General features: G+C 63.1%; 17 protein-coding genes. 11 read left to right on the forward strand and 6 right to left on the reverse strand.

The window, feature by feature from the left end:
• The first annotated feature begins 27 nt into the window (after positions 1 to 27).
• The 4 genes from rbfA (at position 28) to pnp (ending at position 4,157) form a co-directional block, all read left to right on the forward strand.
• Positions 28 to 438 carry a 30S ribosome-binding factor RbfA gene (rbfA, locus tag WEB61_RS15655; RefSeq protein ID WP_368065273.1) on the forward strand — a complete coding sequence of 137 codons (411 nt, stop codon included), beginning with the start codon at positions 28 to 30 and terminating at the stop codon, positions 436 to 438.
• A 5-nt stretch (positions 439 to 443) separates the two neighbouring features.
• Positions 444 to 1,367 (forward strand): tRNA pseudouridine(55) synthase TruB, encoded by a 924-nt coding sequence (gene truB / locus WEB61_RS15660; RefSeq protein ID WP_368065274.1) that lies wholly within the window; start codon positions 444 to 446, stop codon positions 1,365 to 1,367.
• Positions 1,368 to 1,376: 9 nt separating this feature from the next.
• A complete protein-coding gene (rpsO, locus tag WEB61_RS15665) occupies positions 1,377 to 1,646 on the forward strand; it encodes a 30S ribosomal protein S15 (RefSeq protein ID WP_293508680.1) in 270 nt (89 codons plus the stop codon).
• 321 nt (positions 1,647 to 1,967) lie between these two features.
• A complete protein-coding gene (gene pnp, locus WEB61_RS15670; RefSeq protein WP_368065275.1) occupies positions 1,968 to 4,157 on the forward strand; it encodes a polyribonucleotide nucleotidyltransferase in 2,190 nt (729 codons plus the stop codon).
• Between the two features lie 63 nt (positions 4,158 to 4,220).
• On the opposite strand, the gene WEB61_RS15675 is transcribed toward pnp, so the two are convergent.
• On the reverse strand, positions 4,221 to 5,069 hold the full coding sequence (locus tag WEB61_RS15675) for a M48 family metallopeptidase (RefSeq protein WP_368065276.1): 849 nt from the start codon (positions 5,067 to 5,069) through the stop codon (positions 4,221 to 4,223).
• A gap of 116 nt (positions 5,070 to 5,185) precedes the next feature.
• Here WEB61_RS15675 and WEB61_RS15680 point away from each other — a divergent pair, with 116 nt between their 5' ends.
• Positions 5,186 to 5,809 carry a DUF4893 domain-containing protein gene (locus WEB61_RS15680; protein ID WP_368065277.1) on the forward strand — a complete coding sequence of 208 codons (624 nt, stop codon included), beginning with the start codon at positions 5,186 to 5,188 and terminating at the stop codon, positions 5,807 to 5,809.
• Here WEB61_RS15680 and WEB61_RS15685 read toward each other — a convergent pair.
• A complete protein-coding gene (locus tag WEB61_RS15685) occupies positions 5,806 to 6,222 on the reverse strand; it encodes a VOC family protein (protein ID WP_368065278.1) in 417 nt (138 codons plus the stop codon). The genes WEB61_RS15680 and WEB61_RS15685 overlap by 4 nt on opposite strands.
• Positions 6,223 to 6,324: 102 nt before the next feature.
• Between WEB61_RS15685 and WEB61_RS15690 the strand changes: the two genes are divergently transcribed.
• The gene (locus tag WEB61_RS15690) at positions 6,325 to 6,909 is read left to right on the forward strand and encodes a TetR/AcrR family transcriptional regulator (RefSeq protein ID WP_368065279.1); all 585 of its coding nucleotides are present in this window, start codon (positions 6,325 to 6,327) and stop codon (positions 6,907 to 6,909) included.
• Here WEB61_RS15690 and fabI read toward each other — a convergent pair.
• The 3 genes from fabI to fabA form a co-directional block, all read right to left on the reverse strand.
• Positions 6,906 to 7,763 carry an enoyl-ACP reductase FabI gene (gene fabI / locus WEB61_RS15695; protein WP_368065280.1) on the reverse strand — a complete coding sequence of 286 codons (858 nt, stop codon included), beginning with the start codon at positions 7,761 to 7,763 and terminating at the stop codon, positions 6,906 to 6,908. The two genes, WEB61_RS15690 and fabI, sit on opposite strands and share 4 nt — an antisense overlap.
• Before the next feature lie 48 nt (positions 7,764 to 7,811).
• Positions 7,812 to 9,038, reverse strand: a complete 1,227-nt coding sequence (gene fabB / locus WEB61_RS15700; RefSeq protein ID WP_368065281.1) for a beta-ketoacyl-ACP synthase I — start codon at positions 9,036 to 9,038, stop codon at positions 7,812 to 7,814.
• Positions 9,039 to 9,113: 75 nt separating this feature from the next.
• Positions 9,114 to 9,632, reverse strand: a complete 519-nt coding sequence (gene fabA, locus WEB61_RS15705; protein ID WP_368065282.1) for a 3-hydroxyacyl-[acyl-carrier-protein] dehydratase FabA — start codon at positions 9,630 to 9,632, stop codon at positions 9,114 to 9,116.
• Between the two features lie 250 nt (positions 9,633 to 9,882).
• Here fabA and irrA point away from each other — a divergent pair, with 250 nt between their 5' ends.
• The 4 genes from irrA (at position 9,883) to WEB61_RS15725 (ending at position 13,122) form a co-directional block, all read left to right on the forward strand.
• A complete protein-coding gene (irrA, locus tag WEB61_RS15710; protein WP_368065309.1) occupies positions 9,883 to 10,314 on the forward strand; it encodes an iron response transcriptional regulator IrrA in 432 nt (143 codons plus the stop codon).
• A gap of 226 nt (positions 10,315 to 10,540) precedes the next feature.
• Positions 10,541 to 10,963, forward strand: coding sequence for a rubrerythrin family protein (locus tag WEB61_RS15715; RefSeq protein ID WP_368065283.1), 423 nt, complete (start codon positions 10,541 to 10,543; stop codon positions 10,961 to 10,963).
• Positions 10,964 to 11,154: 191 nt separating this feature from the next.
• Positions 11,155 to 12,525 (forward strand): (Fe-S)-binding protein, encoded by a 1,371-nt coding sequence (locus WEB61_RS15720; RefSeq protein ID WP_368065284.1) that lies wholly within the window; start codon positions 11,155 to 11,157, stop codon positions 12,523 to 12,525.
• A gap of 12 nt (positions 12,526 to 12,537) precedes the next feature.
• Positions 12,538 to 13,122 (forward strand): DUF3501 family protein, encoded by a 585-nt coding sequence (locus tag WEB61_RS15725; RefSeq protein ID WP_368065285.1) that lies wholly within the window; start codon positions 12,538 to 12,540, stop codon positions 13,120 to 13,122.
• 21 nt (positions 13,123 to 13,143) lie between these two features.
• Here the strand turns inward: WEB61_RS15725 and WEB61_RS15730 are convergent, their stop codons facing one another.
• Positions 13,144 to 13,713: an SH3 domain-containing protein gene (locus tag WEB61_RS15730; protein ID WP_368065286.1), complete on the reverse strand. Its 570-nt coding sequence runs from the start codon at positions 13,711 to 13,713 to the stop codon at positions 13,144 to 13,146.
• Between the two features lie 202 nt (positions 13,714 to 13,915).
• On the opposite strand from WEB61_RS15730, the gene WEB61_RS15735 reads away from it, so the two are divergent.
• Positions 13,916 to 14,908, forward strand: a complete 993-nt coding sequence (locus WEB61_RS15735; protein WP_368065287.1) for a 2-hydroxyacid dehydrogenase — start codon at positions 13,916 to 13,918, stop codon at positions 14,906 to 14,908.
• Positions 14,909 to 14,975 lie beyond the last annotated feature (67 nt).

Below are 14,975 nucleotides of genomic sequence, written 5' to 3' on the forward strand. Positions count from 1 at the left end.
GTGCCGGGCCGAATGAGAGACGCCGTCATGGCCAGGAAACACACACATCCATCGAAGGGCCCAAGCCAGCGCCAGTTGCGCGCCGGCGAGCTGGTGCGGCGTGCGCTTTCCGACATTGTGGCGCGCGGCACCATTCGCGATCCCGAATTGATCGAGCGCACCTTCTCCGTCACGGAAGTGCGTATGAGCCCCGATCTGCGTCATGCGACCTGCTTCGTCGCGCCGCTCGGGAAGGGCGATGCCGCTGCCCTCGCCGCGGCGCTGACACGGGTGCGCGCTTACCTGCGCGGCCAGCTTTCGCGTGAGGTCACCTTCAAGTTCATGCCCGACCTCACCTTCGAGCCCGATACCTCCTACGACAAGGCGAGCGAGATCGACCGTTTGCTGCATTCGCCTGAAGTGGCGCGCGATCTTTCGCTCGACGTCGACGAGGATTGAGCGCCATGTCCCGCCGCAAATCAGGCGAGGCGGTGACAGGCTGGGTGATCGTCGACAAGCCTTCGGGCCCGACTTCCTCCGACGTCGTCAATCGCGTCCGCCGCCTCTTCAACGCGCGCAAGGCCGGCCATGCCGGCACGCTCGACCCGCTGGCGACCGGCATCCTGCCGGTAGCGCTTGGCGAGGCGACAAAAACCGTTCCCTTCATCATCGATGCCATCAAGGGCTACCGCTTCACGATTCGCTTCGGCGAGGCGACCTCGACTGACGATGCCGAGGGCGAGATCGTCGAGCGGAGCCCCGTCAGGCCCGCCAGACCCGAAATCGAGGCCGCGCTCCCTCGCTTCAAGGGGCTCATCGAGCAGGTTCCGCCGGTCTTTTCGGCCATCAAGATCGACGGCGAGCGTGCCTATGCCCTCGCCCGTGCGGGCGAGACGGTCGAGATGAAGCCGAGGGCGGTTACGATCCATGAAATCCGCCTTTTGGGCTGCCCGGCTTCCGATCAGGCCGAGCTCGAAATCCTTTGCAGTAAAGGCACTTACGTCCGTTCTCTGGCCCGCGACCTCGCTCGAGCCCTGGGCACGGTCGGCCATGTTTCGGCCCTTCGCCGCACCCGTCACGGACCTTTCGGCGAGGCGGCGGCAATTCCGCTGGATAAACTCTGCGCCTTGGGCCATATTGCGCCCGCTCCCGACCTTGGGGCCCATTTGCTGCCGCTCGAGACCGCGCTGGACGACATCCCGGCTCTGGCCGTGAGCGGCGAGGATGCGGCCCGCCTGAAACAGGGTCAGGGGATTTTGTTGCGCGGACGCGACGCACCCATCCTTTCCGGATCGGTTCTGGCGGTCCATCGGGGAGACCCGGTGGCGCTCACCGAATACGAAAAAGGCCAGCTTCGCCCCGTGCGCGTGTTCAATCTCGTATCATAGGAGATACCGATGTCGATTACGCCGGAACGCAAAACCGAGCTGATCAAGGAATTTGCCGGCAAGGATGGCGACACGGGTTCGCCCGAGGTGCAGGTCGCAATCCTCACCGAGCGCATCGTCAACCTCACTGAGCACTTCAGGGGCCACGCGAAGGACAATCATTCGCGTCGCGGTCTGTTGAAGATGGTAAGCCAGCGCCGCAGCCTTCTCGATTATGTGAAGAAGAAGGATCAGGCGCGTTATGAAAAGCTGATCGCCCGTCTGGGGATCCGGCGGTAACGGGGTGCGGTTTGTCGCCCCATCGGTCTCGCAAGGCGCGGCGCCTGCCCGAACGGTCTCCGGACCCGAAGGGCGGGCGTGTGCTTTTGTGGGGCTCAAGTCAGAGACAATCGTCCGTTAGCGGATGGCTGTGAAGCGGCTGGACCTTTCGCCTTCGTCTCGTGGCGTCCGGTCCTGCGTCAAGTTCGCGTAGCGCAAGTTCGCGCACGCCGCGTCAGTCCTCCAGTTTGTCCGGCCGCCGGGAAGGCGGCAGAAAAGCGCCCGCCGCATGATGGTGGAAATGAACGCATGATGAGCGGCGGCGCGGAACAGGAAACCGATATGTTTGAAATTACACGCGAAGAAATCGAATGGGGCGGTCGTCCGCTCATTCTCGAAACGGGTAAGATCGCCCGCCAAGCCGATGGCGCGGTGCTCGCGACCTACGGCGAAACGACGGTGCTCGCCACGGTCGTCGGCGATCGCAAGCCCAAGCCTGGGCTCGATTTCTTCCCCCTGACCGTCAACTACCAGGAAAAGACCTATGCCGCCGGCAAGATTCCCGGCGGCTTTTTCAAGCGCGAAGGCCGTCCGAGCGAAAAGGAAACGCTGGTCTGCCGCCTGATCGACCGTCCGATCCGCCCGCTCTTCATCAAGGGCTTCAAGAACGAAACGCAGGTCATCGCGACCGTGCTCTCCCACGACATGGAAAACGACCCCGACATCGTCGCGCTCGTCGCCGTGTCGGCCGCGCTGACGATTTCGGGCCTGCCCTTCATGGGCCCGATCGCCGCCGCCCGCGTCGGCTATATCGGCGGTGAGTACAAGCTCAACCCGATGATCGACGAGATGGTCGAAAGCGATCTCGATCTCGTCGTCGCCGGCACAGCCGACGCCGTGATGATGGTGGAATCGGAAGCCAAGGAGCTTTCCGAGGACATCATGCTCGGCGCCGTCATGCATGGTCACAAGCATTTTCAGCCGGTGATCGACATGATCATCCGCCTGGCCGAGAAATGCGCCAAGGAACCCCGCGCCATCGACATCAAAGACAATTCCGGTCTTGTCGCCAAGGTACGTTCGCTGGTCGAAGACGACCTGCGCGCCGCCTATGGCCTCAAGGACAAGGGCCAGCGCCACACGGCGATCTCGCAGGCAAAGGACAAGGCCAAGGCCGCGCTCTGCAACCCCGAAGATCCGAACGCAGTGCCCGAAACCGATGTCGGTGGTGTCTTCAAGGAAATCGAAAGCGATATCGTCCGCAATTCGATCCTCGATACCAGGAGCCGTATCGACGGCCGCGATCTCGAAACGGTGCGTCCCATCGTTTCGCAGGTCGGCATTCTGCCGCGCACGCATGGTTCGGCTCTTTTCACGCGCGGCGAAACCCAGGCGCTTGTGGTTGCAACGCTCGGCACCGGCGACGATGAACAGTTCGTCGACGCGCTGGAAGGCACTTACAAGGAAAACTTCCTGCTGCACTACAACTTCCCGCCCTTCTCGGTCGGCGAGACGGGTCGTGTCGGCTTCACCGGCCGCCGCGAAGTCGGTCACGGCAAACTTGCCTGGCGGGCGCTGCGCGCCGTGCTGCCGCCCAAGACCGAATTCCCCTACACGCTGCGTCTCGTCTCGGAAATCACCGAGTCGAACGGTTCCTCGTCCATGGCGACCGTTTGCGGTTCGTCGCTGGCGATGATGGATGCGGGCGTGCCGGTGAAACGCGCCGTCGCGGGCATCGCGATGGGCCTGATCCTCGAAGGCGAGCGCTTCGCGGTGCTCTCCGATATTCTCGGCGACGAGGATCACTTGGGCGACATGGACTTCAAGGTGGCCGGCACGTCGGAAGGCGTGACCTCGCTGCAGATGGACATCAAGATCGCCGGCATCACCGAAGGTATCATGAAGCAGGCGCTCGCCCAGGCGCAGGGCGGCCGCATTCACATCCTCGGCGAGATGGCGAAAGCGCTCGACACGGCCCGCCCCGAAATGGGCGAGCATGCGCCGCGCATCGAAGTCATCAACGTGCCGACCGACAAGATTCGTGAAGTCATCGGCACGGGCGGCAAGGTGGTACGCGAGATCGTCGAAAAGACCGGCGCCAAGATCGACATTTCCGACGACGGCACGATCAAGGTAGCCTCGTCCGACGGTGAAGCGATCCGCAAGGCGATTGCCTGGATTCAGGGCATCGTCGCCGAGCCGGAAGTCGGCAAGATCTACGAAGGCACGGTCGTGAAGGCCGTCGATTTCGGCGCCTTCGTGAACTTCTTCGGCCCCCGCGACGGTCTGGTGCATATCTCGCAGATGGCGCCGACCCGCGTCGAGCAGGTCTCCGACGTCGTCAAGGAAGGCGACAAGGTCAAGGTCAAGCTGCTGGGCTTCGACGACCGCGGCAAGGTCCGCCTGTCGATGAAGCATGTGAACCAGGAGACGGGCGAAGAGATCGTCTATGAAAACGAGCCCGCCGAGCAGCCGCGCGAAAAGCGCGAGGGCGGCGGTGGCGGTCGCGGCCGTCGTCGCGAACGCGACTGAGCGCACGTCGCTTTAAGTTGAAGAGGGCGCCGGTTCATCTGGCGCCCTTTTTTTTAACGCCCGTCATTCTCTTGCAAGCGTGGGCAATGCATTGGGATCGGCCTCGATCTGGGCGGCGATTTTCCGCCATGCCGCAAGGCGCTCCGCCGAAAGAGGATGCGTCGCCGTTATCGAAGCCGCCCTTTTGTCACCCGCCTTCGCGAAGGTGATCCAGACTGTTTCGCCGGCCGCGAGGTCATAGTCTGCTCGCTTCAGCAGGAAGGCTGCCAGATAGTCGGCATCAGCCTCCCGCGTGATCATATAGCGGGCACTGCCGCTGAAGCGCGACGCCGCAGAGGCTGGTGAACTCCCGCCCAGCGCATAACGCATCGTCTGATGACGCCGCATCGCCACCATTGTCGAAACGTCGTCGCCGTTCAGGCGGTGGGCAACCTCATGTGCAAGTATCGCAGCGATGGCATCCGTACTGCCGAGATATTGAAGAAGAGCGACGGTAATCCAGACAACGCCGTTCTCGTCGGCAAAAGCGTTCACAATCTCGCTATCGGCTATGCGGAGTGAAAAATTGCATGTCTCGGACTGGATAGCTGCGCATATGGGCGGCATTGTGCTGCGCAGTCGCTGCGCTGCACGATCCGCCATGTCGACAAGTTCATCGACCGTCTTGCCGGACTTGGTAGGAGCCGAAGCGCGGTTGATTGTTGCCTTCGCCTCTTCCACCTCTGCCTTGTCGGGGGTGGGACGTTCATACGTGATGGCCGCGCATTGACTGACAAGCAGCAGCGGTGCAATCAGAAGCGCCGCAGCGAGCGAGCCTGATTTCCCCATCTCATCCCCCTTGCTTCGGTCGATCCGGCGGCAACACGAAACTGGGCTTAAGGTTAGGTGACCCGGGAAGACAGGAAAAGGCATTGTTCGTTGCCCATGCCAGATGGCCGTTGTCGTGGGTGGGACTGACCTTCGGTACCGAAAGCGCTAGGATCGCGGGGCCAGCTCATGCTGGCCCCGTTTTCCGTTGGAGATACCCGATGCGTCTGCCCACCGCCTTCGCCGCCGCTCTCATTCTCTTCGCCGCTCCCGCTTTTGCCGATGAGACCGCACCTGCCGATGATTGGGAAGCGCATGTCACGGCGCATGACCGCGACCGCCTTACTCGTTATGAGGACGCGGTAACCAAAGGCATGATGGAATCGCGTGTCGCCGGCCAAGAGCATGGCACTTACAACGCGCTTGTGAGCGTCATGGAAGCGACGCTCGCTTCCGCCGATCCGGACAAGCTGAAGGGCCAGTGGAACTGCCGCACCATCAAGGCGGGCGGGCCTTTTGTGGGCTTCGTCGTCTATGGCTGGTTCCGTTGCGAAATTGTCGAGAAGGACGACCGGCTCTTTTTTGAGAAACTGACGGGCTCGCAGCGCCAGTCCGGTTTCCTCTATCCGCGCGATGAAAAAACCTGGGTGCTGCTCGCCGCGCCGAACGAAGATCATTCCGGTCCGATCCGCGATTACTCCGGCCCGGAAGGTGGCGTCACGGACCCGCAGATGATCGACCAGCCTGCCGTCGCCGCGCTTCTTGTGGATGGCCGCGCCCGCATCGTCTTCCCCTGGCCGGCCCTCGAATCGACCTTCAACGTGCTGGAGATGACACGGCGCTAACCCGTCATCATGTACCGGTCCCAGAACCCCGCCTCGGGTTCGATCTGCTCCACCACATCGACCCAGAGCCCCGACGGATCGTGAAAGCCGAAGCGCCGCTGGCCGAAAGGTTCGTCGGTGAGCGGCAGCGTGATCGGCAGCCCGCGGCCCGTGAATTCTTCATGCGCGGCCTTGGCGTCATCGACCTGCAATTCGAAGCACATCCCCTTGCCTGAAAAAATCTCCGGTCCGGGCGGCGCGGAGGGGTGGTCGGGCGACATGAAGGCGAGACTTGCCGATCCCTCGGTGCCGAAAAGCAGCACGAACCAGCTCGAGGAAAACACCGTCTCGAAACCAAGATGTTTTTCATAGAACGCGGCGCATTCATGCAAGCGCGGCGTTACGATGATCGGATAGCGGTCCACGAAACGCATGGGAGTTCTCCTTCGTCTGGAATTTGACATACGGACAGTCTGTATTTGAAACATAGAAAACGGACTGTTAGTATGTCAATAGGCGTGTGGCGGAGGGCGGAAATGACCGGCATAAGAGAGAGGAAGGCGCAGAAAACAAGGGCGCAGCTCGTATCGACCGCGCGCCGCCTCTTCGCAAAAAAAGGCTACGCCGCCACCTCGACCGAGGAAATTCTGCAAAAGGCCGGCGTCACGCGCGGTGCGCTCTACCACCATTTCAGGGACAAGGCGGCGCTCTTCGAAGCCGTCTGCGTCGCGATGCACGAGGAGGCGGTCGCCGAAATTTCAGGCGTGACCGGCGAGGACGTGCCGCCCTTCGACGGACTTGTCGCCGGCTCGCTCGCCTGGCTCGATCACACGGCGAAACCGGACGTGAACCGCATCCTCATCGTCGAGGCACCCGCCGTTCTCGGCTGGGAGCGCTGGAACGCGCTCGACCGGATGTATGGTTTCGGGGAATTGATGATCGGCGTAGCGGCCGCGCGAGACGCGGGCGCCATTCGCGAGATCGGCGCGGAGGAACTGGCGGTGCTGCTCAACGGCGCGATGAATGCCGGCGTGATATGGGCCGCAAATGCCGGCGGCGGTCAGAACCTTCGCCGCATGAAAAAGGCCGTGCGCGAATTGCTCGGAGCCCTGCGCGCCTAGCCCTCGCCGTTCTCGATCATCTTCAGCTCTTCCGCGCGCGGCATACCGATAATGTTGAAGCCGCCATCGACATGATGCACTTCGCCGGTCACGCGCTCCGACAGGTCCGAAAGCAGGTAAAGTCCGGCGCCGCCCACATGATCGAGTTCGATCGATTCCTTGATCGGCGCATGCGCCTTGTTCCATTTGAACACATAGCGCGCATCGCCGACGGCGGAACCCGCCAGCGTCCGCATCGGCCCGGCCGAAATCGCGTTGACGCGAATGCCGTGCCGGCCGAGATCGACGGCGAGATAGCGCACGCTCGCCTCGAGCGCGGCCTTCGCGACGCCCATCACATTGTAGTTCGGCATCACGCGGGTCGAGCCGCCATAGGTCAGCGTCACCATGGAGCCGCCCTGCGTCATCATCTTTGCTGCGCGGCGCGCGACATCGGTGAAGGAGAAGCAGGAAACATCCATCGTGCGCAGGAAGTTTTCCCGCGTCGTGTCGACATAGCGGCCCTTGAGTTCGTTCTTGTCGGAATAGGCGATCGCATGGACGACGAAATCCATCCGGCCCCATTCCTTTTCGAGCGCCTCGAAGGTCCGGTCGAGGCTTTCGCCATCGGTCACGTCGCAGGGCAGCAGCAGGTTCGAACCGGCCGATTCCGCCAGCGGCTTGACGCGCCGTCCGAAGCTTTCGCCCTGATAGGTGAAGGCGAGTTCGGCGCCATGCGCCGCCAGCGCGCGCGCAATGCCCCAGGCGATCGAGTGATCGTTGGCGACGCCCATGATCAGGCCGCGCCGCCCCGTCATCAGCGACCCGGTCAATATCGGCCGCCGTTCACTCGGCTTTTCATCGGACCCATGCATGGATTGTCTGTCCCCCGAATTTCTACCGCTTCACGCCCTGCCACCCGGTCAGCCGCCATGGCGCTGGAAAGCCAGCGTCGCATTGGTGCCGCCGAAACCGAAACTGTTGGAAATGGCCAGATTGATATCCGCGCCGTCGATGCGCTCCCGCGCGATATTGGCATCCGCCACCGCCGGATCGATCTCGTCGATATTGGCGCTGGCCGCAATGAAGCCGCCCTGCATCATCAGCAGCGTATAGATCGCCTCATGCACGCCGGCCGCGCCCTGCGCGTGTCCCGTCAGCGATTTCGTCGCGCTGATCGGCGGCATCTTCGCGCCGAAGACCTCGCGGATCGCATTGATTTCCGGAATGTCGCCAACCGGCGTCGAGGTCGCATGCGGATTGATGTAGTCGACCGGCGCCTTGACGTTTTCGAGCGCCATCTTCATGCAGCGCACCGCGCCCTCGCCCGACGGCGCCACCATGTCCGCGCCGTCCGCTGTCGCGCCATAGCCGACGATCTCGGCATAGATCTTGGCGCCGCGCGCCTTGGCGTGTTCGAGTTCTTCCAGCACAAGGATGCCGCCGCCGCCCGAAATCACGAAACCGTCGCGATCCTTGTCATAGGCGCGGCTGGCCTTCTCCGGCGTATCGTTGCGCTTGGCCGACATCGCGCCCATGGCATCGAAGAGTACCGACAAGGTCCAGTCGAGCTCCTCGCCACCGCCGGCAAACATCATGTCCTGCTTGCCCCACTGGATCATCTCGGCCGCATTGCCGATGCAATTGGCCGATGTCGAGCAGGCCGAGCTGATCGAATAATTGACGCCCTTGGTCTTGAACCAGGTCGAGAGGTTCGCCGAACAGGTCGACGACATCGCTTTCGGAACCGCGAAGGGCCCAACTTTCTTCGGGCCTTTCACAGGCTCGGTGCGCGCCATGTCGGCGGCAGCGACGATCGCTTTTGTCGAGGGCCCGCCCGAGCCGACGATGAGGCCGGTGCGCGGATTGCTGACATCGCTCTCCTCGAGCCCCGCATCGCGGATCGCCTGGTCCATCGCCGCGCAGGCATAGGCAGCGCCATCGCCCATGAAGCGGCGGGCGCGGCGGTCGACCGCCTGTTCGAGATCGATCTTCAGGCTGCCGTGAACCTGGCTCCTGAAACCCATCTCGGCATAGACGTCGGATTTGACGATGCCGGATTTTCCTTCGCGCAAGGATGCCAGCACTTCCTGCGTGTTGTTGCCGATGCTGGAAACGATCCCCATGCCGGTGACGACCACTCGTCTCATGGCAGCCTCTCTTTCAATACGGCCCGACATCGGATGCCGGATTTCGATTATAGCGGTTTGCTGCGGCCCGGCGCGTCAGGCGGGCTGCTCTTCCGTGGCAAGGCCGACCCTCATGTCGCTGATCGTATAGGCGATCACGCCGTCGGCCTTGATCACGCCATCCGCCACGCCGAGCACCAGGCGCCGGTTGATGACGCGTTTCAGATTGATGACATATTCGAGCTTTTTGACGGCGGGCGTCACCATGGCGGAGAATTTCACCTCGCCCACGCCCAGCGCGCGTCCCTTGCCCTGGCCGCCGATCCAGCCAAGGAAGAAACCGAGAAGCTGCCACATACCGTCAAGGCCGAGACAGCCCGGCATCACCGGATCGCCTTCGAAGTGACAGCCGAAAAACCAGAGATCGGGTTTGATGTCGAACTCGGCCAAAATCTGGCCCTTGTCGTATTCGCCGCCCTTGTCGGAAATATGGGTGATGCGATCGATCATCAGCATCGGCGGCAGCGGCAATTGGGCGTTGCCCGGTCCGAACAACCGGCCATGGCCGCATTCGAGCAGGTCTTCGAAACTGTATGCCGCTTTCTGGTCCGCCATTCGGGTCCGCTCGCTTGGGGCCCGCGTGATCGCCATTTCGGGCGGAGTGCCGGCCGGTCTCGTTCCTGGGCGGTCTGCGCCGCCTCCCTTGGCCGCTTGGTAACACACCCCGGGGTCGGCGCAAACCCTCGCTTTTGTTCCGGCGCCCGCCCGGCCGCCATCCCCTAACCCTCTCCAGCCCTTGACAAATAGGTGACGGACCCCCTATCTATTGTTTGTAACGATTACAAACTGCACCGTTTAAAGGACGATCCGCGTGACGCAGGAAAGGCCCTACACACAGACGCTCGGCAGGCTGCGCGAGGCGGGGCTGCGCCCCACTAGGCAGCGGCTGGCGCTTGGCCGCCTGCTGTTCGATGGCGGCGACCGCCACGTGACGGCCGAGGCGCTTCACGACGAGGCCCAGAAGGCCGGTGTCAGCGTCTCGCTGGCAACCGTCTACAACACGCTGCACCAGTTCACCGGCGCGGGCCTCCTGCGCGAAGTCGTGGTCGACAGCGCCCGCACCTATTTCGACACCAACATCGAGGATCATCACCACTTCTTCGTCGAGAAGGATGGCGCGCTGATGGATATTGCCGGCCATGACGTCACCATCGGCAAGCTGCCGGCGGCGCCCGACGGCATGGACATCGCCCGGGTCGATGTGATTGTCCGGCTGCAGGACCGCACCGGAAAATGATCCGGCCGACTTGATAATTCTTCGCAAAAACAATCACTAAAAACTTTGTTTGGAATACCTCCAAACTGTTGACCTGCGCCCGCGCTGGGCATATTATTATCGTTAATCCTTCGGACGCTTCGGCAGCGAGGCATCGACGGGAAGGATCCTGCAAGGGACAGTTGCACCGGCATTCATTTGCCCGCGCCTTGTCCTGTCAATCGCATAACGGGTGAGGAGCATCATCATGCCAGCGCTTTCCGGTTCCAAGACCATGGACAATCTCAAGGCGGCATTTGCCGGCGAAAGCCAGGCCAATCGCCGCTATCTCTATTTCGCGCAGAAGGCCGACGTCGAAGGCTTCAACGATGTCGCCGCCGTCTTCCGCTCCACCGCCGAAGGCGAAACGGGCCATGCGCATGGCCATCTCGAATTCCTCGAGGAAGTCGGCGATCCGGCGACGGGTGAGCCCATCGGCGCCACCGACATGAACCTCAAGGCCGCCATCGCCGGCGAGACGCACGAATATACCGACATGTATCCGGGCATGGCCCGCACGGCGCGCGACGAAGGCTTCGACGAAATCGCCGACTGGTTCGAGACGCTGGCCAAGGCCGAGAAGAGCCATGCCGGCCGCTTCCAGAAGGCGCTCGACAGCCTCGGCAGCTAGAGCAATTCCAGGAAAAGTGGAAACCGGTTTTCCGTCCGGAATTGCGTAAAAACAAAAGGTTAGAGCGGTTCATCGATTCCGTGAAACGATGAACCGCTCTAGGTCGCTTCGAAACGATCCGGATGGCGGGAGATTGCATGTCTCCCGCCGCCTCTTCCCTGCCGTTCACATCCGATATCGGAGACCTGTCGATGAGCAGCCCGAAAGAAGGCAGCCCAAAAGAGGGAAGTACGGGGGCGCCCACGCGCCATCCGCTCGACTGGCACAATCCCGATTTCTACGATCTCGAAAAACTCGACGCTGAAATGCGCCGCGTCTTCGACATCTGCCATGGCTGCCGCCGCTGCTTCAATCTCTGCGACAGCTTCCCGCGCCTCTTCGATCTGATCGACGAGAGCGTGACCGGCGAACTCGACGAAGTGAAGTCGGAAGGCTTCGCAGCCGTCGTCGAGGCCTGCACGCTCTGCGACATGTGCTTCATGACGAAGTGTCCTTATGTGCCGCCGCATGAATTCAATCTCGATTTCCCGCATCTGATGCTGCGCTACCGCGCGGCCGAAGCGAAGAAGAAGGGCGGCTATCCCTTTGTGCCCGGCCAGCTCGCCGAGACCGACCGCAACGGCAGGCTCGCCGCCCCCATCGCGCCCGTCGCCAATTGGGGCTCGAAGCGCGGCAACGCGCTGACCCGTCCGGCGCTCCAGGCCGTTGCCGGCATCGACGCCCGCGCCGAGCTGCCGAAGTTCCACGGAAAAACCTTCGCCATGCGCGCAAGGGCGCAGGACAAGGCCGGTCTTGCCGCGCCGAAGGAGGCGCCGGCGAAAGGCCGCAAGGCGGCGATCTTCGCCACCTGTTTCGTCAACTACAACAATCCGGGCGTCGGCGAGGCCGCGCGTCTGGTGCTGGCGCATAACGGCGTCGAAACCGAAGTCGCTTATCCCGGCTGCTGCGGCATGCCCTTCCTCGAACAGGGCAATATCGCAAAGGTTGCGGCCCAGGCCGAAAAAGTCGCGCAGGACATGTGCGCCTGGATCGACAGGGGCTACGACATCGTCGCGCTCACCGCCTCCTGCGGGCTGATGTTCAAATTCGAATGGCCGCTGATCCTGCCTGATAATGACGACGTGAAAAAACTCGCCGCCGCCACTTTCGACATCGACGAATACATCGTCGACATCGCGAAGAAGGAAGGTCTTGCACCGGGCCTGAAGCCGGTCGAGGGCGGCGTCACCGCGCATCTCGCCTGCCACGCCCGCGCCCAGAACATGGGCGCGAAATCGGCCGAGATGCTGCGCTTCATCCCGGAGATCAAGCTCGACGTCGTCGAGCGCTGCTCCGGCCATGGCGGCACTTTCGGCGTGATGAAGGACACTTTCGAGACCGCGATGAAGGTCGGCCGCACGGCCGCCCGCAATGTCGCGAAGACCGGCAACAAATATGTGACCTCGGACTGTCCGCTCGCCGCCAAGCATCTCGTCCACGAGATCGACACCATGGGCGAGCCGCAACGGCCGGCGGCGCAGCATCCGGTCGAGATCATGGCGCGCGCCTGGGGGCTTATCTGAGAGATGACAGCGATGAAAAAGGAAATCACCCCCGCCGACATTCTGCCCTGCGAGACCTATGCGAAGGAGCGCAGCGAGCGCCGCGCGGCGGTCACGGCGCTGAAGAAGAACCGCCGCATCCCGGTCGGCCCGCACGCGACTTTCTATTTCGAGAACTACGACACGATGTTCCAGCAGATTCACGAAATGCTGCACATCGAAAAAGGCGGCGACGAACAGGTCGCCGACGAACTTCGCGCCTACAACCCGCTGATCCCGCAAGGGAACGAGCTGGTCGCGACGATCATGTTCGAGATCGATGATCCCGTGCGCCGCGATCGTTTCCTGCGTTCCATCACCTGGGTCGAGAAGCATCTCTACATCGATGTCGGCGGCGAACATGTCGTCGGCGAGGCCGAGCTCGATGTCGAGCGCACCAAGGCCGACGGCAAGACCTCATCGATCCATTTCGTGCATTTCCGTTTTACGCCCGGACAGATCGAAAAATTCCGCGACCCGAAGGTCCCCGTCATGGCCGTCGTCGCGCATGAGAACTACCACCACATGGCGATGCTCCCGCCGGCGGTGCGCGAAGCGCTGGCGAAGGATTTCGCCTGAGCCAAAACAGCCCTGGACGGACTACTCGAACTCCTCGCCCGGATAGACGCCCCACAAGACGCTTTGCTGGGCCCAGCCGCTATGCCCGCGCGCCTCGAGGCGGCACCAGCCGGCCTTGCAGCCCCTGACCGCGGCGACGATGCCGGGTTCGAGATAGGCGACGACATCGGCCGCCGCGTCGGGCTTGTCGTGAAGCGCGCGCGGCTCTTCCTTGTCGCCGGTCACGATGACGCTGCGCGCGCCGTCGAGCATCGTGTGCCAGATCCAGCCGCCATCGCCGTCATGATCGCGGATGCGCCGCCAGTGATTCGATTCGGCAATGATCTCAAGCGGCACCCCCCGCTTGGTATAGACCCAGTCGATCGGAAAATCGGTGCCGGGCCCACGGCGCGCATTGGCGCGCCCCGCTTTCAGGCTGACATAGCGCGGCAGCGGCAGCCCGGTCACAGGCCCGCGTTCAGCGGCGGCCTCCGCCTGCAGCGTCGCCACGCGCTCGCGGGCCTGCGCGCCCGGCGGCCCGAACCACAGCACCGCCGGCACCGCAAGCAGGACGGCAAGTCCGGCGCCGGCGATGAATTTCTTCTGCCGCATCTCACTTCCACCTCTCGCGGGCGCCCGCCTCCGGCAGACGCTTGGCCCCGCCCCGCGACTCAGCCGATTTTGCCAGAAAATGCCGCAAACACACCGATAAAACCTGCTAATAAGGGCGGGTCGTTTCGGTCCCCGCTCCAGGTTCCGGAAAAATGTCGCGCAGGCGTCCCGGCCGGACCCCGCGGCAAGCCAAAGGATGCCCATGACAGCCAGCAAACCGCTCGTCGTCGTCACCCGCAAATTGCCGGCTCCCATCGAGACCCGCATGGGCGAGCTTTTCGATGTCAGGCTGAATGCCGACGACCGTCCGATGTCGGCGGCCGATCTCGCCGCCGCCATGCGCGAGGCCGATGTGCTGGTGCCGACCGTGACCGACCGCATCGACGCCAAGCTGCTGGCCCAGGCCGGCGAAAATCTCCGCCTCATCGCCCAGTTCGGCACCGGCGTCGACAATATCGATGTCGAATCGGCGCGCCGCCGCGGCATCACGGTGACGAACACGCCGGGTGTGCTGACCGAGGACACCGCCGACATGACGATGGCGCTGATCCTCGCCGTACCGCGCCGCCTGTCCGAGGGCGCGCGCTATCTGCGCGAGCATGAGGGCGACTGGCCGGGCTGGTCGCCGACATGGATGCTCGGCCACCGCATCACCGGCAAGCGCCTCGGCATTGTCGGCATGGGCCGCATCGGCCAGGCGGTCGCGCTGCGTGCCCGCGCCTTCGGTCTTGAAATCCATTATCACAACCGGAAGCCCGCCAACGCGGTCATCGAGCAGGAGCTCGGCGCGCGGTTCTGGGAAAATCTCGACGACATGCTGCCGAAGGTCGACATCGTCTCGGTCAATTGCCCGTTGACGCCGCAGACATTCCATCTGCTCGACGCGCGCCGGCTGAAATTGCTGAAGCCCGACGCCTATATCGTCAACACGGCGCGTGGCGAGATCATCGACGAGAATGCGCTGCTGCGCGCGCTGGAAGCGGGCGAGCTGGCCGGCGCCGGCCTCGATGTCTTCGAGCGCGAACCCTCCGTCAGCCCGCGCCTCGTTGCGCGCCCCAATGTCATCTCGCTGCCCCACATGGGTTCGGCCACCATCGAGGGCCGCGTCGAGATGGGCGGCAAGGTCATCGTCAACATCAAGACCTTCATGGACGGCCACCGCCCGCCCGACCGCGTCATCCCGGCGATCATGTAAGGCGGCGTGCGCCTCTACCTGATAAACGGCCCCGAAGGATGCGCGCGCGGATAATTCCGCAGCATCT

Source organism: Parvibaculum sp. (assembly GCF_040882025.1).
Taxonomy (GTDB): Bacteria; Pseudomonadota; Alphaproteobacteria; order Parvibaculales; family Parvibaculaceae; genus Parvibaculum.